The following is a 23,664-nucleotide window of genomic DNA, read 5'->3' as shown; positions in this document are numbered from 1 at the left end:
GATAGATATATTTGAAAAATCGTTGATATAATTTCAATTACCGATATATATGGTTCACCGAAAACAAACAAGGATGTCACTTTTTTAACTAAGTGACATCCTTGTTTTTAATTCTCTGCAGAATAAATAATATCTAAATTCCCGTTTTGATCGGTTTTGAAAATCGGGGCAATTTGATCTTCTTGCTCTTCGACTGAAACAAGTTTTCGAGCACGATCCATAATTCTAACAAGCATCGCGTAATCTTCTTCGATTGCTTGTTGTTTTTTTGTGAGTACCGCTAATTTTGCTTCAAGTTCATTATTCGTTTTTTGTAGGGAAGTGAGCTGATTTTGTAATACATCATTTTCAGTTTGCAACTTTGCGATTGAAGGGTTATTATGTTCCATGTTTTGCAAAAATGAGATGACATTTTGCATTGTAAGTTCCTGTTTACTTGGCGTAATATCTTCTGAAAACTCAGCATCGATTACGAGTTGTTTCGTTTTCGTGAACTGATCTTTTTCTATTTTAGCTTCAGAACGTTTTAATTCTTTACGTTGTTTTTTTGCAATCTGCACTGCATCTTCGTAATTCGCTCGTACTTCAGCATTCCATCTAAAGCCACAAGCTGCTGAAGTGCGGTTCAACGCATCGCCGACTTCATCAAATGCTTTTATTTGTGTACTTCCGCTGCGAATATGTCGTAAAACAGTTTCTGCTAAAAGGAGATCATCTTCTTTTGTCCATGCATCTTGACGTGTTTTCATAAGCGAAGCCTCCATAATGGTGACGTTTTCGTTTATGTTACCCTTTATTTTTCGTTTTATTCGAAGTTTGTAATCTTTCATAAACAGTAGAAAGTGCTTGCTCAAATTTCCCTGTCGTTTTCGGTTTATAATATTGCTTGTTTTTTATTTTATCAGGTAAGTATTGTTGCCTTACCCAGCCGTTTGGATGGTCGTGTGGATATAAATATCCAATGCCTCTTCCAAGTGATTCTGCGCCTTTGTAATGACTATCTTTTAAATGGCTTGGAATATCACCTGTTTGATCGTTACGTAAATCATGTAGTGCTGCATCGAGTGCTTTATAAGCTGAATTTGATTTTGGTGATAAGCATAGCTCGATAACGGCATTTGCAAGTGGGATGCGTGCTTCTGGGAATCCGACTCGTTCAGCTGATTCAATTGCAGCTAGTGTACGCGGTCCAGCTTGTGGGCTAGCAAGTCCAATATCTTCATAAGCCATAATAAGAAGGCGTCTGCCAATACTTTGTAAATCACCTGCTTCAATAAGGCGTGCTAAATAATGGAGCGCTGCATTTACATCACTTCCGCGCACTGATTTTTGAAATGCTGATAATACGTCATAATGAGCATCGCCGCCTTTGTCGTGAACGAAGCTCTTCTTTTGTAAGCATTCTTCTGCAATCTCGAGTGTGATTTCAGCCGCTTGATCGTCTGTAGTAAAGCTGGATAATACAGCAAGCTCAAGTGCGTTATAAGCGGAACGCATATCACCACCAGAGGCGTTTGCAAAGTGATGTAGTGCTTCATCTGTTATCGTTACAGCATATTCTCCAAGGCCTTTTTCTTTATCTTCTAAAGCTCTTTTTAACCCAATTAAAATATCATCTTCTGTTAGTGCGTGTAATTCGAAAATTTGACATCTGCTTCGAATAGCGGAGTTTATTGCATGGAATGGATTACTTGTCGTTGCACCAATTAAAGTAAGAAGTCCGCTTTCTAAATGAGGTAATAGAAAGTCTTGCTTTGCTTTATCTAGACGGTGAACTTCATCTAAAATTAAAACGAGGTGTCGATGCATCTTCGCTTCTTGTACGACAACTTCCATATCTTTTTTATTGTGAGTAACAGCGTTTAATAGACGAAACGGGGTACCGGTACTTCCTGCAATTGCACTGGCAATGGATGTTTTTCCTGTACCTGGAGGACCGTATAAAATCATAGATTGAAAATGATTTGCTTGGACCATTCGCCATAAAATCTTTCCTTCACCAACTAAATGCTGTTGCCCAATAATTTCTTGAATATTTGTAGGGCGCATTCGATGTGCGAGTGGTTGTTTCATTTAGACCGTCTCCCTTAACATATAATCTCGTTCTATCGTATCATTTTTTTCTATGGAATTTGAAATAGTATGCTGTTTTATGGGAAAAATGAAGATGAATATTTTCATTTTTCTTTCAATTGTAATAATTCCCGAGTTTTTCAATGTGATTTTATGTTATCATTTTGATACACAAGTTGAAATTTCTTATAATACTATATTATGCTATAATTTCATAGGATTTTAAATTGTGTTCTTTTTATAAATAAGATATAACCAATAGAAGTGAAAATTTGAAAAGAGGTGCAAAATAGATGAAGATTTCAACAAAGGGCCGCTATGGCTTAACAATTATGATCGATCTTGCAAAAAAGTTTGGTGAAGGTCCGATTTCATTAAAATCAATTGCGCAGGCGCATGACTTATCGGAGCATTACTTAGAGCAATTAATTTCACCACTTCGTAACGCTCGTCTTGTGAAGAGTACGCGAGGTGCATATGGCGGATATGTATTATCTGATCAACCAGCTAACATTACAGCTGGGGATGTGATCCGTGTATTAGAGGGACCGATTAGTGTTGTAGAAATGATAGAAGAAGAAGAGCCAGCACAGCGCCAGTTATGGATGCGTGTTCGTGATGCGGTGCAAGAAGTGTTAGATAGTACAACGTTAGAAGATTTAGTACGTTATGAGGAAGAAAATCACGGGGGCTATATGTTTTACATTTAATTCCTTGTGAAACGATTTGGAAAGAAGGAGATTTAATGGAACGCATTTACTTAGATCATGCTGCGACATCTCCGACTCACCCAGAAGTGGTCGAAAAGATGATTCCATATATGACAGAAATATTCGGGAACCCGTCTAGTATTCACTTTTATGGACGTCAAACTCGTCACACAGTAGATGAGGCGAGACGAGTGTGTGCACGCAGTATTCATGCGAATCCGAATGAAATTATATTTACGAGCGGTGGTACAGAAGCTGATAATTTAGCGCTTATAGGTGTAGCACGTGCGAACCGTCATAAAGGTAATCACATTATAACGACGCAAATTGAACATCATGCGATTTTGCATACGTGCGAATTGTTAGAGCGTGAAGGGTTTGAAGTGACATATTTACCTGTCGATGAAACAGGGCGCATTCAAGTTTCTGACATACAAAAGGCATTAACCGAAGAGACGATTCTTGTATCTGTTATGTTTGGGAATAATGAAGTAGGGACAATGCAACCAATTGTAGAAATAGGAAAGCTACTAAAGGAGCATCAAGCTTATTTCCATACAGATGCGGTACAAGCTTATGGTTTGGTAGAAATTGATGTGAAAGAGTTTGGTATTGATTTATTATCCATTTCAGCCCATAAAATTAACGGACCAAAAGGTGTAGGGTTCTTATACGCTGGTGCAAATGTGAAATTTGAGCCGTTATTAATAGGCGGAGAGCAAGAAAGAAAACGCCGTGCTGGTACGGAAAATGTGCCTAGTATTGCTGGGCTTCAGCATGCAATTCTTATTGCTGAAAAAACTCGTGAGCAAAAAAATGCCCAATATGAAGAGTTTAAAGATATAATGGTATCTGTCTTCAAAAATGAAGGCATTACTTTTGAGGTAAACGGAAACTTAGAACATCGCTTACCGCATGTGCTTAATGTAAGTTTTACAGGAATGAACATTGAACCGTTTCTTGTGAACTTAGACCTAGCTGGCATTGCAGTATCAAGTGGTTCTGCTTGTACAGCTGGTTCGATTGATCCATCACATGTATTAGTAGCGATGTTTGGAAAAGACTCCGATCAAATACGTTCATCCGTACGCTTTAGTTTTGGACTTGGAAATACGAAAGAGCAAATTGAAAAAGCGGCGTACGAAACAGTGAAAATCGTGAAGCGATTAACACAAAATTAGCATGGGAGGTGACATGATGAACAAACTACCTCACGAAACACGCGTTGTCATCGGAATGTCTGGTGGCGTCGATTCATCTGTAGCAGCACTTTTATTAAAAGAGCAAGGTTATGATGTAATCGGAATTTTTATGAAAAACTGGGATGATACAGATGAGAATGGTGTCTGCACAGCAACTGAAGATTACAATGATGTAATTGAAGTGTGTAACCAAATCGGTATTCCGTATTATGCAGTAAACTTTGAAAAACAATACTGGGATAAAGTATTTACGTACTTCTTAGATGAGTACCGAGCTGGTCGTACACCAAATCCAGATGTAATGTGTAATAAAGAAATTAAATTTAAAGCATTTTTAGAGCATGCAATTGCGCTTGGTGCTGATTATGTAGCAACAGGCCATTATGCACGCGTTGCTTATATGGACGGCGAATATAAAATGCTTCGCGGCGTTGATGACAATAAAGATCAAACATACTTCTTAAATCAATTAAGCCAAGAGCAATTATCAAAAACAATGTTCCCGTTAGGTGAATTAAAGAAACCGCAAATTCGTGAAATGGCGAAAGAAGCTGGCTTAGCGACAGCGGCGAAAAAAGATAGTACAGGTATTTGCTTCATTGGTGAGCGTAACTTTAAAGATTTCTTAAGTAACTACTTACCAGCGCAACCAGGTGTAATGCAAACATTATCTGGTGAAGTGAAAGGAAAGCATGACGGTTTAATGTACTATACAATTGGACAACGTCATGGACTTGGAATTGGTGGTAACGGTGATCCGTGGTTTGCTGTTGGGAAAAACTTGAAAGAAAACATTTTATATGTTGATCAAGGATTCCATAACGAACTTCTATATGGTGATGAAGTTATTGCTACGAATGTAGGATGGGTAAGTAACAAAGTAAAAGAAACAGAATTTAAGTGCACGGCGAAATTCCGTTATCGTCAAGAAGACAATAAAGTAACGGTTCAAATCGTTGATGAAAATACAGTTCGTATTCTTTGTGATGAGCCAATTCGTGCAATTACACCAGGACAAGCAGTTGTGTTCTATGATGGAGATGAGTGCTTAGGCGGTGCTACAATTGATGAAGTATACCGTAGTGGTAAGAAATTGGATTATTTAGGATAAATGAGAAGCCTCTGCCGATTAGCGGTTAGAGGTTTCTTTTACATAAAGCGAATTTTCGTTCGCTTGGAAAATACATTCTTTGTTATAATTTGTTGTAGAGGTGAAGGACATGTCAAACAAACTTGAAACAGGTATTCAATATATGCAAGAAGGAAATTGGGAAGAAGCAGCTAAAAATTTTACAGAAGCAATCGAAGAAAATCCAAAAGATGCGCTTGGATACATTAATTTTGCAAATTTATTAGACGTATTAGGTGATAGCGAACGAGCGATTTTATTTTATAAACGTGCACTAGAGTTAGATGATAAATCTGCAGCTGCCTATTATGGTTTAGGAAATGTATATTATGGCCAAGAGCAATTTACTGAGGCGAAAGCTGTATTTGAACAAGCAATGCAAGCTGGATTACAATCAGCTGATGTAACATTTATGTTAGGTATCACACATGTACAGCTTGGAAATGATCGTCTTGCACTACCATTCTTACAAAGAGCAACAGAATTAGATGAAAACGATGTGGAAGCTGTATTCCAGTGCGGACTTTGCTTCGCTCGACTAGAACACATTCAAGAGGCGAAACCTTATTTTGAAAAGGTATTAGAAATGGATGAAGAGCATGCAGATGCGTATTACAATTTAGGTGTTGCGTACGTATTTGAGGAAAATAATGAGAAGGCTCTCGCTTTATTTAAGAAAGCAACTGAAATTCAGCCAGATCACTTTTTAGCGGGTAATGGCGTTCGTTTATTAGAGCAAGAAGCTGAATAAGATAAAAATATAGTTTAATGGGTAGTTATCCCTCATCTAAAGAGGTGGGGGATGTACTGCTCATTAAAGTGAAAATATCGGAAAGGAGAGGAAAGATGGGAAATCAACATGCAATGGATTTGTTTGAGGAAGAGAAAAAGTTTATAAAAGCGCAAGTTCTTCATACCATTTTCCACAACGAAGAAAACCTCTATTCCGTTGTCAGTATGAAAGTCATTGAAACGAATGAAACATATGACGAAAAGAAAGTAATGATAAACGGTCATTTTCCCCGCATGCATGAAGATGAAGTGTTTACATTGACAGGTCACTTTAAGGACCATCCAAAGTATGGAAAACAATATATGGTTGAAACATTTAAAAAAGAATTGCCGCAAACAAAAGCAGGTATGGTGCAATATTTAGCGAGTGATTTATTTAAAGGGATAGGAAAGCGTACAGCGGAAAAAATTGTGGATCATCTCGGGGAACATGCTATTTCTAAAATTATGGATGACCCTGAGGCGTTAAATGGTGTTGTTAACAAACAAAAGGCTCAGGAAATATATGAGACAATTGTTGAACATCAAGGATTAGAGAAAGTAATGAGCTTTTTAAATGGTTACGGTTTTGGAACGAAACTTTCTATTAAGATTTACCAGCAATATAAAGAGATGACATTAGAAGTGATTCGTAATAATCCGTATCAACTTATTGAAGAAGTGGACGGGATTGGTTTTGGACGAGCGGATGATATAGGGCGTGCGTTAGGAATATCGGGTAATCACGACGACCGTGTACGAGCGGGATGTTTTTACACATTAGAGAATGTCTCATTGCAACTTGGTCACGTTTATATGAGGAAAGATCAACTTGTAAGAGAAACGATGTCACTTTTAAACAATCAAGAAGGAAGAGTGACTGAGGAAGATATTATAGGTTGTATTGAAACGATGCAAAGTGAAGGGAAAGTCATCATAGAAGAAGAACGAGTGTATTTAGCAACTTTATTCTACTCTGAAAAAGGTGTTGTAAAGTCTATTCGTCGATTGATGAATCAAGAGGAAACACCTTCATTTCCTGAAGCAGAAGTGTTAAAAACATTAGGTGAAATTGAAGAACAGTTAAACGTGCAGTATGCACCGTTTCAGCAAGAAGCGATTCAAACGGCACTTCATAAGCCAATGATGTTATTAACAGGTGGACCAGGAACGGGGAAAACAACTGTTATTAAAGGGATTGTTGAAATGTATGCGTCACTTCACGGATTATCGTTAAATCCGAATGAATACAGTGATGATAATCCATTTCCAATACTATTAACAGCTCCAACAGGAAGAGCAGCGAAGCGGATGAGTGAATCGACAGGACTTCCAGCTTGCACAATTCACCGTTTGCTTGGCTGGACGCCAGAAGGATCTTTCCAGCGTAATGAAACGGATCCTGTCCAAGGTAAGCTCCTTATTATTGATGAATTTTCAATGGTTGATATTTGGCTTGCGAATCAGCTATTTAAGTCGCTACCGACGAACATTCAAGTTATCGTTGTAGGTGATGAAGATCAGTTGCCATCTGTAGGACCTGGACAAGTATTAAAAGATTTATTAAATGCAGGCGCAGTTCCGACAGTGAAGCTTACTGAAATTTATCGTCAAGCAGAAGGCTCATCTGTTATTCAACTTGCCCATGCAATCAAAGACGGCACGCTCCCGCCAGATTTAGCACAAAATAAAAAAGATCGTTCATTTATCAGCTGTACAGGGGCTCAAATTGTTGAGGTTGTGAAAAAAGTTTGCGAAAATGCTAAAACAAAAGGATTTAGTGCAAGGGATGTCCAAGTATTAGCGCCGATGTACCGCGGGCCTGCTGGTATTAATGTATTAAACGAAGCATTGCAACAAGTATTTAATCCGAAGAGGGAAAAGAGTAAAGAAATTGCTTACGGTGATGTTGTATACCGAAGAGGCGATAAAGTACTGCAACTCGTTAATCAGCCAGAGAGCCAGGTGTTTAATGGTGATATTGGAGAAATTGTTTCGGTGTTTTATGCGAAAGAAAACGTTGAGCAACAAGATATGATTATCGTTTCATTTGATGGAATTGAGGTAACGTATACAAAGCCCGATTTAAATCAAATTACGCATGCATATTGTTGTTCCATTCATAAATCACAAGGTAGTGAATTTCCGATTGTTATTATGCCGATCGTGAAAAGTTACAACCGTATGTTACGTCGTAATTTAATTTACACGGGCATTACAAGAAGTAAGAAGTTCCTTATTATTTGCGGGGAGGAAGCAGCTTTCAAATCCGGTGTAAATCGCCTTGATGATGCAATGCGTCAAACAACTTTGGCTAGTCGCTTGCAGGAATCACAAGGAGAAGTACAGATGGTCACAGTTAATGGCGAAGAAATGGACGTGGAAAACATTTCACCGTATGATTTCATGTAACAAGGTGAAATTATATAGTGAAACTTTCAAACGCATAGCGTTGAAAGGCTCCAGCGATGTATAAACGAATGCAGTTTGGACATAATGGCGAATAGAATCTGGGAGTCTGTAAGGAGATGAAAGCCATATGTTCATTTGTCCAAATTGCAAAGGGAAAGACATTGGAAAAATAGGTGTCAACCAATTTTATTGCTGGAATTGTTATATCGAATTATCGGTTTCAAAGGGGAAAATCCATACGCATCAAGTTGAGGAAGATGGTTCATTAAGCTCTCTTGATGATTTATTTGATGAGAATGAAAGAACGATCGGATAACGAAAAGGGGGATTTACTTTGAATCTACGCAATTCATTAATCGCATTAGGTGTTGGAGCTGCAGCATATCAATATGCTCGTAAGCAAGATGTATTTTCAAAACGCAATATGAAAAAAGCACGTAAGATGATTAAGTCTTACTTATAATCATTTCGATAAAGTGAAAAACTCCCTTATTGACGAGGGAGTTTTTTTATGCGCTCATATGCAAATAAAAAAGTCCGATTTCTGAGAAAAGATAAGATAGACCGTAGCAGCCAACGCCGAGTATTCCATACTGCCATAATTGCTTCGCTTTTTCTTTACGTGAGGAACGAATAAAGAACCCCTTCCAAATACCAAACCCGATACAAATCCATTCAAGAATCATAAAAAGTGCTGATAATCCAAGCATAAACAAAACCATAATTAGCCCTCCTGATTATATTAATTCATGCTGTATTCTCAGGGGTGGTTGTCCTTGTTATGTTATTTATATGTACGTCTTTAAAAAACAGTATGGTCCGTATGAAAAGATTTTAAAAGTTTCGCACATAACCTACCCCATTTATTTTCAAAATAAAGGTGGAGGAGGTTTTTCATGTGAAGAATCTTAAAATCATTTGGATATATCGTTTAGGATTATTATTACTTGTTTTTCTTTGTTTGCTCGTCTTTTTAAAAATTAAGCCACTATGGGCACCGATTATTTTTGTATTTAAAGTAGCAATCACGCCATTTCTTATCGCTTGTTTTATTGCGTATTTATTGCACCCTTTAATTGAAAAAATCCATAAGGAAGGGATGCCCCGTACACTTGCCATTTTGCTTATTTATATCCTTTTCTTTGGCGGAATTGGTTATGGGATTTATAAAGGAACGCCAGTCGTTATTAAACAGTTACAAGAGATTAATGAACAATTTCCGCAGTTTACAAAGATGTACGATTCGTGGATGGATGGCGTTACAGAACAAACAGCGAATTTCCCTTCGTTCATTCATGAAAAGGTGAAACAACTTTTTGTGGGTGTGGAAACGAAGATTCAAGCGCTTTTAAATAAAGTGATGAGTACAGCTCGTGGTGTACTCGATTCATTGCTCATTATTTTCTTAATACCGTTCATTGTATTTTACATATTAAAAGATTATGGTGAGTTTTATCATATCTTTTGGAAACTAGTCCCAAGTAAATGGCGAGGTACGGGGCAAATGCTTGCGAAAGAAATTGATAAGTCACTTGGAAGTTATATTCGAGGACAGTTATTTGTTTGTTTGGTATTAGGGGGAGTATCAGCTCTTTCTTTTTGGTTTATCGGTATGAAATATCCATTATTGCTTGGTATTATTATTGGGGTAACGGATATAATCCCGTACTTCGGCCCTATTTTAGGAGCGATCCCGACGTTAATGATTGCAGCAACAGTATCAACGAGCTTACTTATTAAGGCGGGTATTACGATTGCTATTTTGCAATTTGTGGAAAGTAACATTTTATCGCCTTACATTGTTGGTAAGTCACTTCGTATGCATCCCGTTATTATTATGCTTGCATTACTAGTTGGAGGGGAAGTAGCTGGTATTGTAGGGTTACTAATATCGGTTCCCATCTTAGCAGTTATTCGCACCGTCATTGTTCATGTGAAGCCTCTCTTGAAAAAAGAAGATGTGTAAGTATAGAAGCCCTCTATGTAAGAAATAGAGGGCTAATCGTATATTTATTTAGAAATCTGCTCGTGTATCTTTTGAACGAGGGAGCTCACATCATTTGTTTGAATATGTTTTATTTTTTTCCATTCGTTATCATATATAAATACAATTTGATTGTTGAAAAGACGCTTTTGTTCTTTTAGATTAGAAATTTTTGCGAAAGAGTACTCTTCAAATATTGGATTGTTACTTACATCTGGTCCATAAAAGAATAGCCTTTTGTTCGTTAAAATCAATAGGCCTGGTCTCGCGACGGAACGATAAATAAATATGTCTAATGAACATGCTGCGTAAAGTAATATTGTTTCGTTAGTCGCTAATATGTTTTTAGCTTTGCTAAGTAAGGTTGTCATTGTGATCGCTCCTTTATTTTATTAACAATAATTTAATTATAGCAAAAAAGGTAATATTTATAATTTTTTATAAATTATTCTTGTAAGGAGATTCCGATTTGTTAATAAACGCATAATATATGAAAAGGCTGTTAAGAATGAATAGTAGAATACCTATGATAAATAAGCAATTAATACAATATAAATGATTATCTACATTGACAAACTTAAGAGAATTCTATTATATTTAGTCATATAATACATTAAATCAATGACGGAACAAGTACGTTACAGTCCATTTATAGAGAGAAGCTTCCATATGGCTGAAAGAAGCTTTAAATGAAGGGTAACAGAAAGCTAATCCTGAGAGCAGCTAATCACTGCCGTCTTGCCACGTTACGGCACCATGAGGTGATGAATTGATTGTTATTGTAATCAATTCATAATTAGGGTGGTATCGCGAGTTAACTCTCGTCCCTTTTATAGGGACGGGAGTTTTTTATATTTAAGGAGGAAAATACAATGAAACAACTAACAGGCGCACAAATTCGTCAAATGTTTTTAGACTTTTTCCAAGAAAAAGGACATGCAGTAGAACCTAGTGCATCACTAGTTCCACATGAAGATCCATCTCTTCTATGGATTAATAGTGGTGTAGCTACATTAAAAAAATATTTTGATGGACGTGTAATCCCACAAAATCCACGTATTACAAATGCTCAAAAATCAATTCGTACAAACGATATTGAAAACGTAGGGAAAACAGCTCGTCACCATACATTCTTTGAAATGTTAGGAAACTTCTCAATCGGTGATTACTTCAAAGAAGAAGCAATTACATGGGCTTGGGAATTCTTAACGAGCGACAAATGGATCGGATTCGATAAAGAATTACTATCAGTTACAATCCATCCAGAAGATGAAGAAGCATTCACAATTTGGAATGAAAAAATGGGCGTTCCAAAAGAGCGTATTATCCGCTTAGAAGAAAACTTCTGGGATATTGGTGAAGGACCAAGTGGACCGAATACAGAGATTTTCTATGACCGCGGGGAAGCTTACGGTAATGACTTTAGTGACCCAGAATTATATCCAGGCGGAGAAAACGAGCGTTACTTAGAAGTATGGAACCTTGTATTCTCTCAATTTAACCATAATCCAGACGGTTCATATACACCACTTCCTAAGAAAAACATTGATACAGGGATGGGTCTAGAACGTATGACATCTATCGTTCAAGATGTGCCTACAAACTTTGATACAGACCTATTCATGCCGATGATTGGTGCAACAGAATCAATTTCTGGTGAGAAATATCGTAATGGCGATTTAGAAAAAGATATGGCATTCAAAGTAATTGCTGACCATATCCGTACAGTAACATTCGCTGTTGGTGACGGTGCTCTTCCATCTAACGAAGGTCGTGGTTATGTATTACGTCGCTTATTACGCCGCGCTGTTCGTTATTCGAAGAAATTAAACATTAACCGTCCATTCATGTTTGAATTGGTACCGGTTGTTGGAGAAGTAATGAAAGACTTCTATCCAGAAGTACTTGAAAAGAAAGATTTCATTGCGAAAGTTGTGAAAAATGAAGAAGAGCGTTTCCATGAAACACTTCATGATGGTGAAGCAATTTTAGCTGAAGTTATTGCAAAAGCAAAAGAAGAAAAAACAACTGTTATTTCTGGAGTAGATGCGTTCCGTCTATATGACACATACGGTTTCCCAATCGAATTAACAGAAGAATATGCAGAAGAAGCTGGTATGACAGTTGACCAAGAAGGCTTCGAAAATGAAATGGAAAAACAACGTGAGCGTGCACGTGCTGCTCGTCAAGACGTTGACTCAATGCAAGTTCAAGGCGGTGTACTTGGAGAAGTTAAAGTAGCGAGTGAGTTCGTTGGTTACGGTACAGTTGCAACGGAAAGTAACGTTGTTGCACTTGTGAAAAACGGTGAGTACACAGATAGCTTACAAGCAGGGGAAGAAGGACAGTTAATTCTTGACGTAACACCATTCTACGCTGAGAGCGGTGGACAAATTGCTGACCGTGGTTACCTTCTTGCTGACGGCGTGAAAGTTCTTGTAAAAGACGTACAAAAAGCACCAAATGGTCAAAACTTACACAAAGTAGCTGTGGAAGAAGGCACGTTAACGAAAGATGCAGCTGTGAAAGCTGTTATCGATACGAAAAACCGTAGTAGCGTTGTGAAAAATCATACAGCAACTCACTTACTACACCAAGCATTAAAAGACGTACTTGGAACGCATGTTAATCAAGCAGGTTCTCTTGTAACTTCTGAACGTCTACGCTTTGACTTCTCTCACTTCGGTCAAGTGCAAGCTGACGAATTAGAAAAAATTGAGCGTATGGTAAACGAGAAAATTTGGGAAAGTATTAACGTTGAGATTTCTCAAAAATCAATCGGAGAAGCAAAAGAAATGGGCGCAATGGCATTATTCGGTGAAAAATACGGAGATGTTGTACGCGTTGTACAAGTTGGCGATTACAGCTTAGAGCTTTGCGGTGGTTGTCACGTTGATAATACAGCTTCTATCGGTATTTTCAAAATCGTTGCTGAGTCTGGTATCGGTGCAGGAACTCGTCGTATTGAGGCGGTAACTGGTAAGTCTGCATACGAATTAATGAACGATCAAGTAGGTTTATTAAAAGAAGCAGCAGGAAAAATGAAAACAAATCCGAAAGATATTTTAACAAGAGTTGATGGTCTATTTGCTGAAGTGAAACAACTTCAAAAAGAAAACGAATCTCTTGCTGCGAAATTAAGCAATATTGAAGCTGGAAACTTAACTGATTCTGTAATGACAGTTGATGGTGTGAATGTATTAGCAGCGAAAGTAAATGTTGCAGATATGAACAACTTACGTACGATGATGGATGATCTAAAAAATAAATTAGAGTCAGCAGTTGTTGTATTAGCGTCTGTTAATGACGATAAAGTAAACATCCTAGCAGGTGTAACGAAAGACTTAATTAGCCAAGGTTACCATGCTGGTAAACTTGTGAAAGAAGTAGCTTCTCGTTGCGGCGGTGGCGGTGGTGGCCGTCCTGATATGGCACAAGCAGGTGGTAAAAACCCAGCTCAAGTCGAAGAAGCTTTAGCATTTGTACAAGAGTACGTTAAATCTGTTTCAAAATAAAGAGATAGTAGTGTACAATGGTAGGGAGAGGAGAAGTTCTTCTCCCTATACTTACTATATAAGTGAGGTGCTTGAAATGGACGGTTTTGATAAAACAATGAAGTTTAGCATTCAAGATGAAAAACAGAGTGTCCATGTAAATGATGTACTTTTAACTGTGTATGATGCACTTCAAGAAAAAGGCTATAATCCGATTAACCAAATCGTCGGTTATTTATTAAGTGGAGACCCAGCATACATACCTCGCCATAAAGATGCACGAAGCATCGTTCGTAAGCTTGAACGTGATGAGATCATTGAAGAGCTTGTGAAGTCTTACTTGAAACATCATCGTGAGGAGTAGTTTATGCGGATATTAGGTTTAGATGTAGGTACAAAAACAGTCGGAGTTGCAATGAGCGACGAAATGGGCTGGACAGCACAAGGATTAGAAACAATTAAGATTAACGAAGAACGAGGTCACTTTGGTTTTGATCGTATTTCTGAGTTAGTAAAGCAGTACAATGTGGACAAAATAATAGTAGGTTTACCTAAAAATATGAATGGTACAATTGGCCCACGTGGTGAAGCGTGCCAACAATTTGCAGAAAACCTACGAGAGCTGTTACAATTAGACGTTGTAATGTGGGACGAGCGTTTGTCGACGATGGCAGCGGAACGTCTACTCATTTCAGCGGATGTAAGCCGTAAGAAGCGAAAACAAGTAATCGATAAGATGGCTGCAGTCGTAATCTTACAAGGATTTTTAGATAGTAAATAAGAGGTGACCAAAATGGAAGAAAATCAAATTACAATTGTAGACGAAAAAGGTAACGAACATTTATGTGAAATTATTTTCACTTTTGATGCTGAAAAATTTGGTAAAAAATCATACGTAGTCTTCTCTCCAATCGGTGAAGTAGACGAAGATGGAGACCAAATTTATGATGCAATGGCTTATGAGCAAAATGAAGAAGAGGGCGGAAGTTTACTTCCAATCGAATCTGAAGAAGAGTGGGAAATGGTACAAGAAATGTTCAACACTCTTGCTGATGAGCAAGAAGCTGAATAATAAGTACTGAAAAGATGGACGACATACAGTCCATCTTTTTTTTGTATTTATATGTAAAATGAAAGATTTTTTGTCGAAACTGTGTAATCCTTTGTAGTATAATGAGACGGATTGTAGAAAAATAAAATGGATACTAAAAAAGATAGGCGAATTTGTTGTGGCTTTCCATCATGCTGTATAGAAACATATACATATGGTCTACAATTGAATAAGGAGGAAGAGTTTTGATAGAGAATCAAGTGAAAAAGAAGCGTAGACGCATCTTTTTATTTTCGATTATTGCACTGCTTTTAGTTTGTGGTTCAGTCTATGCGTATATTTCATCCGCATTAGGACCAGTTGATAGCGGGAATAAAAAAGAGATTGAAGTAGAAATTCCGAAAGGATCATCTACAAGTAAAATTGGAGAAATTTTAGAAGAAAAAGGCGCTGTGAAAAACGGTACAGTTTTTAGTTTTTATACAAAGGCTAAATCGAAAAGTTTACAAGCAGGTACATATTTATTAAATCCTTCGATGAATGCTAAAGATGTTATCGAACAAATGTCATCTGGCAACGTGCATCGTCCAGCTCTTTATAAAGTGACGATCAAAGAAGGAGCTCAAGTAACTGAAATTGCAGAAACGATTGCGGCAGAACTAAAGTGGAATAAAGATGATGTTACGCGTCAATTAAACGATAAAGCATTTATTCAAAAAATGCAGCAAAAGTATCCGAAGTTATTAACGGATAAAATCTTTGATAGTAATATTAAATACCCATTAGAAGGTTATTTATATCCTGCGACGTATTCATTTTATAAGAAAGATACGACGTTAGAAGAAATCGTAATTCCGATGCTTGAGAAAACAAATGCAATCATTGTTCAAAATGAGGCAAAAATGAAAGCAAAGAACTGGGATGTTCATCAGCTTTTAACATTATCTTCACTTATTGAAGAAGAGGCAACTGGTTTTACAGATCGTCAAAAGATCTCTAGTGTCTTTTATAATCGTTTAGAGAAAGGTATGCCGCTTCAAACGGATCCAACGGTATTATATGCACTTGGAAAGCATAAACAACGTGTATTATACGAAGATTTAAAGGTCAACTCACCGTACAATACGTATGTTGTAAAAGGATTGCCGGTAGGGCCGATCGCAAACTCTGGTAAACATTCAGTGGAAGCTGCGTTAGAACCTGCGCAAACAGATTATTATTATTTCTTAGCTGCACCAAGTGGTGAAGTGTACTATGCCAAAACATTAGAAGAGCATAATGCATTAAAGCAAAAATACATTACGAAAAAACAGTGAAATGGGGAGGGATAGCGAAAAAAGTCGCACATCCCTCTTTTTTGTGGTAAAATATATCGGGTTAAAAACTGGCAGAAGAATCGTTTTTAATATCAAAACGGGACGTACAAGCTAAGGGTAAAACTGGCTTGTATTTTTATTGCATTCTATGTGGGAAAAGACGTCATAGAGGCACTTCTCCATGTAAATAAGGAGGACCATTTATGGAGGATGCAGTTAACGAGTACCTATTATCATTTATTGATCCGAAAGATAAATTAATTCTTGAAATGGAAGAATATGCAACAGAAAATCATGTGCCGATTATGGATCGACTTGGAATGGAATTTATGCTGCAATTTTTACGTTTAATTGGACCGAAAAGCATTTTAGAACTTGGAACAGCAATCGGTTATTCTAGTATTCGTATGATGCAAGCTATTTCAAATTCACGTATTGTGACAGTTGAGCGCAATCGTGAGCGATATGAAAAAGCACTTGAATATATAGAACGTTCCCCAGTAACAGATCGTATTTCAGTTATTTACGGTGATGCGTTAGAGACAGGTGAACAAGTAAAAGAACACGGGACATTTGACGTTATTTTTATTGATGCAGCAAAAGGACAGTATCGTCGCTTTTTTGACTTATATGAACCGTTATTAAATCCTGGTGGCGTAATTATTTCAGATAATGTTATGTACCATGGTCTTGTAACGACAAAAGAGAAAATTGAAAACAGACGTACACGTGGTTTAATCCGTCGTATTAAGACGTACAATGAGTGGCTTATGAACCATGAAGGATACGATACAACGATTTTCCCAATTGGTGATGGAGTAGCTGTTAGTAAAAAGAGAGGGTGACCAAGGTATGAAGAAACCTGAATTGTTAGTAACGCCAAGAGCGGTGGCGGATATCGAACTTCTTGCGAAAGCAGGAGCAGATGCGGTAATGATCGGTGAGCAAAAGTTTGGTTTACGTTTAGCAGGGGAGTTTTCACGTGAAGATGTAAAACAAACTGTGAAGATTGCACATGAAAATGGTGTGAAAGTATACGTAGCCATGAACGCTATGTTCCACAACGATAAAGTAGAAGAATTAACAGATTACGTTTCATTTTTAAATGAAGTAAATGTAGATGCAATTGTTTTCGGAGATCCAGCAGTATTAATGGCTGTTCGCGAAGTAGCGCCAAATATGCAGTTGCACTGGAATACAGAAACGACAGCAACAAACTGGTTCACTTGTAATTACTGGGGACAAAGAGGAGCGAAGCGCGCTGTATTAGCTCGTGAGCTGAGCTTAGATGAAATTGTTGATTTAAAAGAAAATGCTGAAGTGGAACTAGAAGTACAAATTCACGGTATGACTTGTATGTTCCAATCGAAGCGTTCATTAGTAGGAAATTACTTTGAGTATCAAGGACGTAATCTTGACATTGAAAAGAAAAAATATGAAGAGAATATGTTCTTATATGACCCAGAGCGTAACAATAAATATCCAATTTATGAAGATGAAAATGGTACTCATATTATGAGTCCGAACGATATTTGTTTCATCGATGAATTAGAGGAACTAATCGAAGCTGAAGTTGACAGCTTAAAAATCGATGGTGTACTAAAAAGCTCTGAATACATTATTGAAGTAACGAAGAAATATCGTCAAGCGATTGATTTATGTGTGGAAGATCGTGATGCATATTATGACTTGAAAGATGCTCTATATAAAGAAATAGAAGAAATGCAACCAGTAAATCGTCCGTTAGACACAGGATTCTTCTTTAAAGAAACGGTTTACTAAACGAGGAGGGTGTAGGAAATGACTGTACAAGAAATTTCACGAGTGATCGATGGCAAACGTGTTATTGTGAAGAAACCTGAACTGTTAATCCCTGCGGGTAACTTAGAAAAATTAAAAGTAGCTATCCATTACGGGGCAGATGCTGTATATTTAGGTGGACAAGAATTTGGTCTTCGTTCGAATGCAGGTAATTTTACGCTAGAAGAAATGGCAGAAGGCGTTGAGTTTGCAAAGAAGTATGGAGCAAAAATATACGTAACAACAAATATCTTTGCACATAATGAAAATATGGACGGGCTAGAGGAATATTTAAAAGGGATTGAAAAAGCTGGCGTAACGGGGATTATCGTTGCTGATCCGCTTATCATTGAGACTTGTAAACGTGTAGCGCCTTCTGTTGAGGTGCATTTAAGCACACAGCAATCACTATCCAACTGGAAAGCAGCACAGTATTGGAAAGAAGAGGGTTTACATCGTCTTGTATTAGCTCGTGAAGCAAGCTATGAAGAAATGAAAGAAATCAAAGAAAAAGTGGATATTGAAATTGAAGCATTCGTCCATGGTGCAATGTGTATCGCATATTCAGGAAGATGTACATTAAGTAACCATATGACAGCGCGTGACTCTAATCGTGGCGGTTGTTGCCAATCTTGCCGCTGGGATTATGATTTAGTTCAAACAGTATCACAACATAAAGATGCAAAAGAGCTTCCTCTATTCCAAGAAGAAGATGCTCACTTTGCGATGAGTCCAAAAGATTTAAATTTAATTTTATCAATTCCGAAAATGATTGAAATTGGAATCGATAGCTTAAAGGTAGAAGGACGTATGAAATCAATCCATTACGTAGCGACTGTAGCAACTGTATATCGTAAAGTAATTGATGCTTATTGTGCGGATCCAGATAACTTTGAGTTTAAACAAGAATGGTTAGATGAGCTTGATAAATGTGCAAATCGTGATACAGCTCCTGCATTCTTTGAAGGGGTTCCAGGACATCAAGAGCAAATGTTTGGAAATCATAGTAAGAAAACAACGTATGATTTTGCTGGTTTAGTGTTAGATTATAATGAAGAAACGGGCATCGTAACGATTGAGCAACGTAATCATTTCAAACCAGGACATGAAGTGGAGTTCTTTGGACCAGAAATAGAAAACTTTACGCAAACGGTGGAGGAAATTTGGGATGAGGATGGAAACGAATTAGATGCAGCGAGACATCCGTTGCAAATCGTGAAATTCAAAGTGGATCAACGAGTGTATGTGAATAATATGATGCGCAAAAGCATACTTCAATAAGAAAGAGTGATAGTCGAATGGGGACGAATAAGCCTGTTGTAATTGGAATTGCTGGTGGTTCGGGATCAGGTAAAACGAGTGTAACGAAAGCGATTTTTGACCATTTTAAAGGTCATTCTATTTTAATCTTAGAGCAAGATTATTATTACAAAGATCAAAGCCATTTACCAATGGAAGAGCGTTTAAAAACAAATTATGATCATCCGCTTGCGTTTGATAATGATCTGTTAATTGAACATTTGCAGCAGTTGCTTGCATATGAGCAAATTGATAAGCCTGTATATGACTATACATTGCATACACGTTCAGAAGAAATTATTCCAGTTGAGCCGAAAGATGTAATTATTTTAGAAGGAATTCTTATTTTAGAAGACCCACGTCTTTGCGAGTTAATGGACATTAAATTATTCGTTGATACGGATGCTGACCTTCGTATTCTGCGCCGCATGCAGCGTGATATTAAAGAGCGCGGTCGTACGATGGATTCAGTTATTGATCAGTACGTAACTGTTGTACGTCCAATGCACAATCAATTTATTGAGCCTTCTAAGAAATTTGCGGATATTATTATCCCTGAAGGTGGACAAAACCATGTTGCAATTGATATTATGGTGACAAAAATTGCAACAATTCTTGAACAAAAAGTAAATTTGTAATAGCATAGTAAAAGATATACGGTAGGAAGGGATTTTTTCCCTTCCCATCGAATACAATGAAACATGCAACCTCATCTATATATAGGTGAGGGCATATTTATATCAACTTTCCATACATATCTTCTTTATATAAAGAAGAATTGGAAATACGGGGTTGTATGTGACAACTCCGCTAGTGCAAGGGTACTAGAAACCTCCGCTAACAATGGAAGCGGAGGAGTTTTCATATGGAACTCCTCTTTTTTTCGGGGGATTGGTATATAAAAGGAGTGGAAAATATGTCAACAGAAAAAACATACCCTATGACGCAAGAGGGTAAGCAAAAACTAGAGAACGAACTTGAGCAATTAAAAACAGTAAGACGTAAAGAAGTAGTAGAACGTATTAAAATCGCACGTAGCTTCGGGGACCTTTCTGAGAACTCTGAGTACGATGCAGCAAAAGATGAGCAAGCGTTCGTAGAAGGACGTATTACACAATTAGAAAATATGATTCGTAACGCAGTTATCATTAAAGATAATGGCGAAGTATCTACTGTTGTTACATTAGGTAAAACAGTAACATTTAAAGAATTACCAAACGGAGATGAAGAAGCGTACACAATCGTAGGTAGCGCGGAAGCTGACCCATTTGAAGGAAGAATTTCTAACGATTCTCCAATCGCAAAAAGCTTATTAGGTAAGCAAATTGGTGAGAAAGTAACAATCCAAACACCAGGCGGAGAAATGCAAGTAGAGATTGTCTCTGTAAAATAAAAAAAAGATTCTCCTATCGGGAGAATCTTTTTTTTTTGTAGAATGAAAAAAATTGTGTAAACCTTAGAGTAATTCGACAAAAAATGTCAAAAAAACACTTTAAGCTTTGATATCATAATTGGAGAATATAGGTTTTAAAAGGGAAAAGGGGCTAATTATGAAACATAAAATCTTTACAGGATTGGTGTGTAGTATATCCATATTAGGACTTGCTGCATGCGGAACGAATGAAGAAACTACATCATCAAAGGGAGAAAAAGTAAAGCAAGAAGAAAAAAAGGATATTAAAGCAACTGAGAGTTCAAAAGCCTTAGAAAATCCACAAGATAAAAAGGAATTTAATGATTTTGATGTAGCGTATCAATTAGCTATTGTCATGAAAATATTTCAAGATGTAACGATTAAGTATGATTACGCAATTGGAAATCCAGATTATTTATTGCGAGATTCGATGGATCAAAAAACAATAGATGATATGAAGAATATGTTACAAGAACAGGCGAAGAATAATGATAAAATTTTAAAAGATGAAGTGAATCAAGCGTATACATATTTAAAACAATCGAAAGTAAGTAATAAAGATGATATTCAAAAAATAATAGATGCACAAAATAATTATTTACATATTGTAGATAAGATGATTACTTGTATTGATTCTGTAACAGTTGAGAATGCAAAAGAAAAAAGAAATGAAATGGATAATCTTAGTAAGGATTATTTAAAAATAGCGGCTAATGTAACAACCACTGTAATTGAAGTTGCTAAAAACACTGGAGTGAATGAAACTGAATTTAGATCGCTTCTTATGAAATTTTTAGAGAAGCCAAAGAAACAATAATAACCTTATATAATATCTGTTTTTGTTTTGGGGATTGTATAAATAAAATAGTACCTCGTCTAAACTATAATAGACGAGGTGTTTTTTTATGAAAATAAAACGGAGAATTGCAATTGTTTTAATTTGTTTTATGGGCATTATGTTTTTATTGCTTTGTCGTTTAATTCAAATCCAAATTATAGATACAGAATCATTTACTAATCGCAAAATAAATTTAATTGAAAAAAGTGTTACGCAACGTACGCAATCCATTGCAGTAGACGATGGACGTGGGCAGTTTATAGATCGTAATGGTAAAGAAATAGGGGAGGAAAAGTATCCTGTTTTAATTGTTTTTCCATTTTTACAAATAAAAAATGACATGTTAGAGAAAATCGCGCATATCATTGGTGTGTCGAGACAAGAGATCAGAAGACAAATGAAAAATAAAAAAAATGCATTTATACTGCAAGGGGAAACTGCTCCATTTCGAGTGACACGAGAGCAGATGGAGAAGGTGAATCAATTACATGTATTAGGTATTGTAGCAGCTGAAGTGCGATTAAAACAAACTGGGGAGATAAATCATTTAATTGGTGATGTAGGGGAGAACGAAAGAGAATTTCAAAAGCGATATGGAGAAGTGAAAAAAATTTCAAAACAAACGCCGATAGGTATTTCAGGATTACAGCAATCATTTGATGAATTTTTATTGACTGATGGAGAGGCAAAAGTATTGTATCAAGTAGATCGGCAAGGAGAACCAATTTTCGGAAAGCAAGCGAAATATACTTCACCAGGAAATCCATTTTACCCAGTTAGGATTCAAACTACTTTACATAAAGGGTTGCAGCAAAAAGCAGAAGAAGTGATTGAAGCAAATGAAATAAAGAAGGGGGGATTAGTATTACTTGATGTAAAGACAAATGAAATATTAGCGATGGTCAGTAAGCCGTCTTTACAAGTAAGAGATAAGAATTTATATAAGACTACACTTGAAAATCAAATGTTAACGCCGCATTTTCCAGGCTCTGTTTTTAAAACAGTAGTTGCAGCTGCAGTCATTGATCAAAAAGTAAATTTGTTTAATCGGACATTTAATTGTAATAAAGATTTATATGGTGAAAACGACCCACAAGTTATGATGGGTACACTTAACTTCAAAGAGAGCTTTGCTAGGAGCTGTAACAGGACATTTTCCGAGTTAGGTAACGAGCTATTACAAAAGGATAGGACGGTGCTAGAAACATACGTAGCAGCTTTAGGAGCAAATGAAAAGGTCGGATGGAAAGGTTCTGTATTTCATACACCTCATTTCGAGCAAATGCCAGAAGAAAAAGGCTCTACTATTTGGGGGAATGAAGAAAACAAAAATAGTAAAAAAGCGGTAGAGCAAACAGCGATTGGACAGAAAGATGTACGTATATCACCTCTAGCAATTGCTAATATGATGGCGACGATTGCGAGGAATGGAAAAAAGATGGAAGTGAAAGTTGTTGAAAAAATAGTATATAAAAATGGAGCGGATTTTTTTACATTTGAGAACCATACGTTACATGGAAAACAGCTTTCGTATGAAACAGTGAAAACATTACAAGAGTTATTAAGAGGCGTTGTAACAAGGGAGAAAGGAACAGGAACGGCATTCCGCTCGTTGCCGCTCAGTGTCGCTGGAAAATCCGGGACAGCGCAAACAGGGAAAGGGACGAGGGTGAATCGCTGGTTTGCAGGTTATTTTCCGTATGAGAATCCAAGATATGCTTTAGTTGTTGTTGATCTAGAGACTGATAACAAAGTGAATAAAGTCACACCTATTTTTAAAGATATGGTAGGAGCAATCTATCAATTGGAGAATGAAAAGTAATCTTGCAATTTATAGTGAATTGTTTTCATTTCATGAAAATATCATTGTAAATGTTCAACCTTTCTAGATTTAATGTTACAATAGCAATTAGGAAAAACTGCATGGAGGTTTGGAGAATGGCAGGAGGATCAAGATTCCAACAGAAACAACAAAAACGTCGTCAAAACGGTGTTTTAAATATTGCAATTGCTATTGTATTACTATTAGTAGCTATTGTAGCATATCAATTGTTCGTTCCTAGTACGAAAGAGCAAGCATCTTCTACTGATAAGAAAGTCTCTCAACAAACAACAAAGAATGAGAAAGCTGGAAAATCAGAAGATAAAGAATCTGCTAAGAAAAAAGAAAA

General features: G+C 36.8%; 24 protein-coding genes, 1 pseudogene and 1 other annotated feature. Of the genes and pseudogenes, 21 read left to right on the top strand and 4 right to left on the bottom strand.

Features of this window, described 5'->3' with window-relative positions:
• Positions 1-107: 107 nt before the first annotated feature.
• Together MR167_RS22645 and MR167_RS22640 are read right to left on the bottom strand one after the other, a co-directional pair.
• Positions 108-749 carry an RsfA family transcriptional regulator gene (locus MR167_RS22645; RefSeq protein WP_000857697.1) on the bottom strand — a complete coding sequence of 214 codons (642 nt, stop codon included), beginning with the start codon at positions 747-749 and terminating at the stop codon, positions 108-110.
• 37 nt (positions 750-786) lie between these two features.
• Positions 787-2,073: a replication-associated recombination protein A gene (locus MR167_RS22640; RefSeq protein WP_000812912.1), complete on the bottom strand. Its 1,287-nt coding sequence runs from the start codon at positions 2,071-2,073 to the stop codon at positions 787-789.
• A 293-nt stretch (positions 2,074-2,366) separates the two neighbouring features.
• On the opposite strand from MR167_RS22640, the gene cymR reads away from it, so the two are divergent.
• From cymR to MR167_RS22605, 7 genes are all read left to right on the top strand, one after another.
• A complete protein-coding gene (gene cymR, locus MR167_RS22635) occupies positions 2,367-2,783 on the top strand; it encodes a cysteine metabolism transcriptional regulator CymR (protein ID WP_000704116.1) in 417 nt (138 codons plus the stop codon).
• Positions 2,784-2,818: 35 nt separating this feature from the next.
• Positions 2,819-3,964: a cysteine desulfurase family protein gene (locus MR167_RS22630; RefSeq protein ID WP_000439891.1), complete on the top strand. Its 1,146-nt coding sequence runs from the start codon at positions 2,819-2,821 to the stop codon at positions 3,962-3,964.
• A gap of 16 nt (positions 3,965-3,980) precedes the next feature.
• Complete coding sequence (mnmA, locus tag MR167_RS22625) at positions 3,981-5,096, top strand: tRNA 2-thiouridine(34) synthase MnmA (protein ID WP_001038011.1); 1,116 nt, start codon at positions 3,981-3,983, stop codon at positions 5,094-5,096.
• A 109-nt stretch (positions 5,097-5,205) separates the two neighbouring features.
• Positions 5,206-5,865: a tetratricopeptide repeat protein gene (locus MR167_RS22620; RefSeq protein ID WP_000066406.1), complete on the top strand. Its 660-nt coding sequence runs from the start codon at positions 5,206-5,208 to the stop codon at positions 5,863-5,865.
• 95 nt (positions 5,866-5,960) lie between these two features.
• Positions 5,961-8,297 carry an SF1B family DNA helicase RecD2 gene (gene recD2, locus MR167_RS22615; RefSeq protein ID WP_000528079.1) on the top strand — a complete coding sequence of 779 codons (2,337 nt, stop codon included), beginning with the start codon at positions 5,961-5,963 and terminating at the stop codon, positions 8,295-8,297.
• 127 nt (positions 8,298-8,424) lie between these two features.
• A complete protein-coding gene (locus MR167_RS22610) occupies positions 8,425-8,613 on the top strand; it encodes a hypothetical protein (protein ID WP_000469281.1) in 189 nt (62 codons plus the stop codon).
• Positions 8,614-8,631: 18 nt separating this feature from the next.
• Positions 8,632-8,760: a YrzQ family protein gene (locus MR167_RS22605; RefSeq protein ID WP_001053553.1), complete on the top strand. Its 129-nt coding sequence runs from the start codon at positions 8,632-8,634 to the stop codon at positions 8,758-8,760.
• A 46-nt stretch (positions 8,761-8,806) separates the two neighbouring features.
• Here the strand turns inward: MR167_RS22605 and MR167_RS22600 are convergent, their stop codons facing one another.
• On the bottom strand, positions 8,807-9,019 hold the full coding sequence (locus tag MR167_RS22600) for a hypothetical protein (RefSeq protein WP_000242539.1): 213 nt from the start codon (positions 9,017-9,019) through the stop codon (positions 8,807-8,809).
• A 176-nt stretch (positions 9,020-9,195) separates the two neighbouring features.
• Here MR167_RS22600 and MR167_RS22595 point away from each other — a divergent pair, with 176 nt between their 5' ends.
• Positions 9,196-10,263, top strand: a complete 1,068-nt coding sequence (locus MR167_RS22595; protein ID WP_000793127.1) for an AI-2E family transporter — start codon at positions 9,196-9,198, stop codon at positions 10,261-10,263.
• A 44-nt stretch (positions 10,264-10,307) separates the two neighbouring features.
• Here the strand turns inward: MR167_RS22595 and MR167_RS22590 are convergent, their stop codons facing one another.
• Complete coding sequence (locus MR167_RS22590; RefSeq protein ID WP_000209588.1) at positions 10,308-10,652, bottom strand: PH domain-containing protein; 345 nt, start codon at positions 10,650-10,652, stop codon at positions 10,308-10,310.
• 241 nt (positions 10,653-10,893) lie between these two features.
• Positions 10,894-11,113 (top strand) — a binding site (T-box leader).
• A gap of 40 nt (positions 11,114-11,153) precedes the next feature.
• On the opposite strand from MR167_RS22590, the gene alaS reads away from it, so the two are divergent.
• From alaS to MR167_RS22525, 13 genes and pseudogenes are all read left to right on the top strand, one after another.
• Positions 11,154-13,796, top strand: coding sequence for an alanine--tRNA ligase (alaS, locus tag MR167_RS22585; protein ID WP_000811809.1), 2,643 nt, complete (start codon positions 11,154-11,156; stop codon positions 13,794-13,796).
• Positions 13,797-13,872: 76 nt separating this feature from the next.
• The gene (locus MR167_RS22580) at positions 13,873-14,139 is read left to right on the top strand and encodes an IreB family regulatory phosphoprotein (RefSeq protein WP_000348591.1); all 267 of its coding nucleotides are present in this window, start codon (positions 13,873-13,875) and stop codon (positions 14,137-14,139) included.
• A 3-nt stretch (positions 14,140-14,142) separates the two neighbouring features.
• Positions 14,143-14,556: a Holliday junction resolvase RuvX gene (ruvX, locus tag MR167_RS22575; RefSeq protein ID WP_242315509.1), complete on the top strand. Its 414-nt coding sequence runs from the start codon at positions 14,143-14,145 to the stop codon at positions 14,554-14,556.
• Between the two features lie 12 nt (positions 14,557-14,568).
• Positions 14,569-14,847, top strand: a complete 279-nt coding sequence (locus tag MR167_RS22570) for a DUF1292 domain-containing protein (RefSeq protein ID WP_000392246.1) — start codon at positions 14,569-14,571, stop codon at positions 14,845-14,847.
• 224 nt (positions 14,848-15,071) lie between these two features.
• Positions 15,072-16,142 carry an endolytic transglycosylase MltG gene (gene mltG / locus MR167_RS22565; protein ID WP_000572141.1) on the top strand — a complete coding sequence of 357 codons (1,071 nt, stop codon included), beginning with the start codon at positions 15,072-15,074 and terminating at the stop codon, positions 16,140-16,142.
• Between the two features lie 203 nt (positions 16,143-16,345).
• Positions 16,346-16,987, top strand: a complete 642-nt coding sequence (locus tag MR167_RS22560; protein WP_000389103.1) for an O-methyltransferase — start codon at positions 16,346-16,348, stop codon at positions 16,985-16,987.
• 7 nt (positions 16,988-16,994) lie between these two features.
• Positions 16,995-17,924 carry a peptidase U32 family protein gene (locus MR167_RS22555; protein ID WP_000742792.1) on the top strand — a complete coding sequence of 310 codons (930 nt, stop codon included), beginning with the start codon at positions 16,995-16,997 and terminating at the stop codon, positions 17,922-17,924.
• An 18-nt stretch (positions 17,925-17,942) separates the two neighbouring features.
• Positions 17,943-19,223 carry a peptidase U32 family protein gene (locus MR167_RS22550; protein WP_242315507.1) on the top strand — a complete coding sequence of 427 codons (1,281 nt, stop codon included), beginning with the start codon at positions 17,943-17,945 and terminating at the stop codon, positions 19,221-19,223.
• Between the two features lie 17 nt (positions 19,224-19,240).
• On the top strand, positions 19,241-19,879 hold the full coding sequence (gene udk, locus MR167_RS22545) for a uridine kinase (protein WP_000537080.1): 639 nt from the start codon (positions 19,241-19,243) through the stop codon (positions 19,877-19,879).
• Positions 19,880-20,157: 278 nt separating this feature from the next.
• A complete protein-coding gene (gene greA / locus MR167_RS22540; RefSeq protein WP_014894880.1) occupies positions 20,158-20,634 on the top strand; it encodes a transcription elongation factor GreA in 477 nt (158 codons plus the stop codon).
• A 157-nt stretch (positions 20,635-20,791) separates the two neighbouring features.
• Positions 20,792-21,472 carry a hypothetical protein gene (locus tag MR167_RS22535; protein WP_000680878.1) on the top strand — a complete coding sequence of 227 codons (681 nt, stop codon included), beginning with the start codon at positions 20,792-20,794 and terminating at the stop codon, positions 21,470-21,472.
• A gap of 88 nt (positions 21,473-21,560) precedes the next feature.
• Positions 21,561-23,315: a peptidoglycan D,D-transpeptidase FtsI family protein gene (locus tag MR167_RS22530; RefSeq protein WP_242315505.1), complete on the top strand. Its 1,755-nt coding sequence runs from the start codon at positions 21,561-21,563 to the stop codon at positions 23,313-23,315.
• A gap of 116 nt (positions 23,316-23,431) precedes the next feature.
• Positions 23,432-23,664 (top strand): annotated as a pseudogene (locus MR167_RS22525) (YrrS family protein); the annotation flags it as partial.

Source organism: Bacillus cereus group sp. BfR-BA-01355 (genome assembly GCF_022663675.1).
Taxonomy (GTDB): domain Bacteria; phylum Bacillota; class Bacilli; order Bacillales; family Bacillaceae_G; genus Bacillus_A; species Bacillus_A thuringiensis_S.
This window is presented reverse-complemented; position numbering and strand designations above follow the sequence as displayed.

What these genes read in the sequence shown, in the direction of transcription:
- MR167_RS22645 (WP_000857697.1), bottom strand. Translation starts at nt 749, where the DNA reads ATGAAAACACGTCAAGATGCATGGACAAAAGAAGATGATCTCCTTTTA.
- MR167_RS22640 (WP_000812912.1), bottom strand. Translation starts at nt 2,073, where the DNA reads ATGAAACAACCACTCGCACATCGAATGCGCCCTACAAATATTCAAGAA.
- cymR (WP_000704116.1), top strand. Translation starts at nt 2,367, where the DNA reads ATGAAGATTTCAACAAAGGGCCGCTATGGCTTAACAATTATGATCGAT.
- MR167_RS22630 (WP_000439891.1), top strand. Translation starts at nt 2,819, where the DNA reads ATGGAACGCATTTACTTAGATCATGCTGCGACATCTCCGACTCACCCA.
- mnmA (WP_001038011.1), top strand. Translation starts at nt 3,981, where the DNA reads ATGAACAAACTACCTCACGAAACACGCGTTGTCATCGGAATGTCTGGT.
- MR167_RS22620 (WP_000066406.1), top strand. Translation starts at nt 5,206, where the DNA reads ATGTCAAACAAACTTGAAACAGGTATTCAATATATGCAAGAAGGAAAT.
- recD2 (WP_000528079.1), top strand. Translation starts at nt 5,961, where the DNA reads ATGGGAAATCAACATGCAATGGATTTGTTTGAGGAAGAGAAAAAGTTT.
- MR167_RS22610 (WP_000469281.1), top strand. Translation starts at nt 8,425, where the DNA reads ATGTTCATTTGTCCAAATTGCAAAGGGAAAGACATTGGAAAAATAGGT.
- MR167_RS22600 (WP_000242539.1), bottom strand. Translation starts at nt 9,019, where the DNA reads ATGGTTTTGTTTATGCTTGGATTATCAGCACTTTTTATGATTCTTGAA.
- MR167_RS22590 (WP_000209588.1), bottom strand. Translation starts at nt 10,652, where the DNA reads ATGACAACCTTACTTAGCAAAGCTAAAAACATATTAGCGACTAACGAA.
- alaS (WP_000811809.1), top strand. Translation starts at nt 11,154, where the DNA reads ATGAAACAACTAACAGGCGCACAAATTCGTCAAATGTTTTTAGACTTT.
- MR167_RS22580 (WP_000348591.1), top strand. Translation starts at nt 13,873, where the DNA reads ATGGACGGTTTTGATAAAACAATGAAGTTTAGCATTCAAGATGAAAAA.
- ruvX (WP_242315509.1), top strand. Translation starts at nt 14,143, where the DNA reads ATGCGGATATTAGGTTTAGATGTAGGTACAAAAACAGTCGGAGTTGCA.
- MR167_RS22570 (WP_000392246.1), top strand. Translation starts at nt 14,569, where the DNA reads ATGGAAGAAAATCAAATTACAATTGTAGACGAAAAAGGTAACGAACAT.
- MR167_RS22560 (WP_000389103.1), top strand. Translation starts at nt 16,346, where the DNA reads ATGGAGGATGCAGTTAACGAGTACCTATTATCATTTATTGATCCGAAA.
- MR167_RS22555 (WP_000742792.1), top strand. Translation starts at nt 16,995, where the DNA reads ATGAAGAAACCTGAATTGTTAGTAACGCCAAGAGCGGTGGCGGATATC.
- MR167_RS22550 (WP_242315507.1), top strand. Translation starts at nt 17,943, where the DNA reads ATGACTGTACAAGAAATTTCACGAGTGATCGATGGCAAACGTGTTATT.
- udk (WP_000537080.1), top strand. Translation starts at nt 19,241, where the DNA reads ATGGGGACGAATAAGCCTGTTGTAATTGGAATTGCTGGTGGTTCGGGA.
- greA (WP_014894880.1), top strand. Translation starts at nt 20,158, where the DNA reads ATGTCAACAGAAAAAACATACCCTATGACGCAAGAGGGTAAGCAAAAA.
- MR167_RS22535 (WP_000680878.1), top strand. Translation starts at nt 20,792, where the DNA reads ATGAAACATAAAATCTTTACAGGATTGGTGTGTAGTATATCCATATTA.
- MR167_RS22530 (WP_242315505.1), top strand. Translation starts at nt 21,561, where the DNA reads ATGAAAATAAAACGGAGAATTGCAATTGTTTTAATTTGTTTTATGGGC.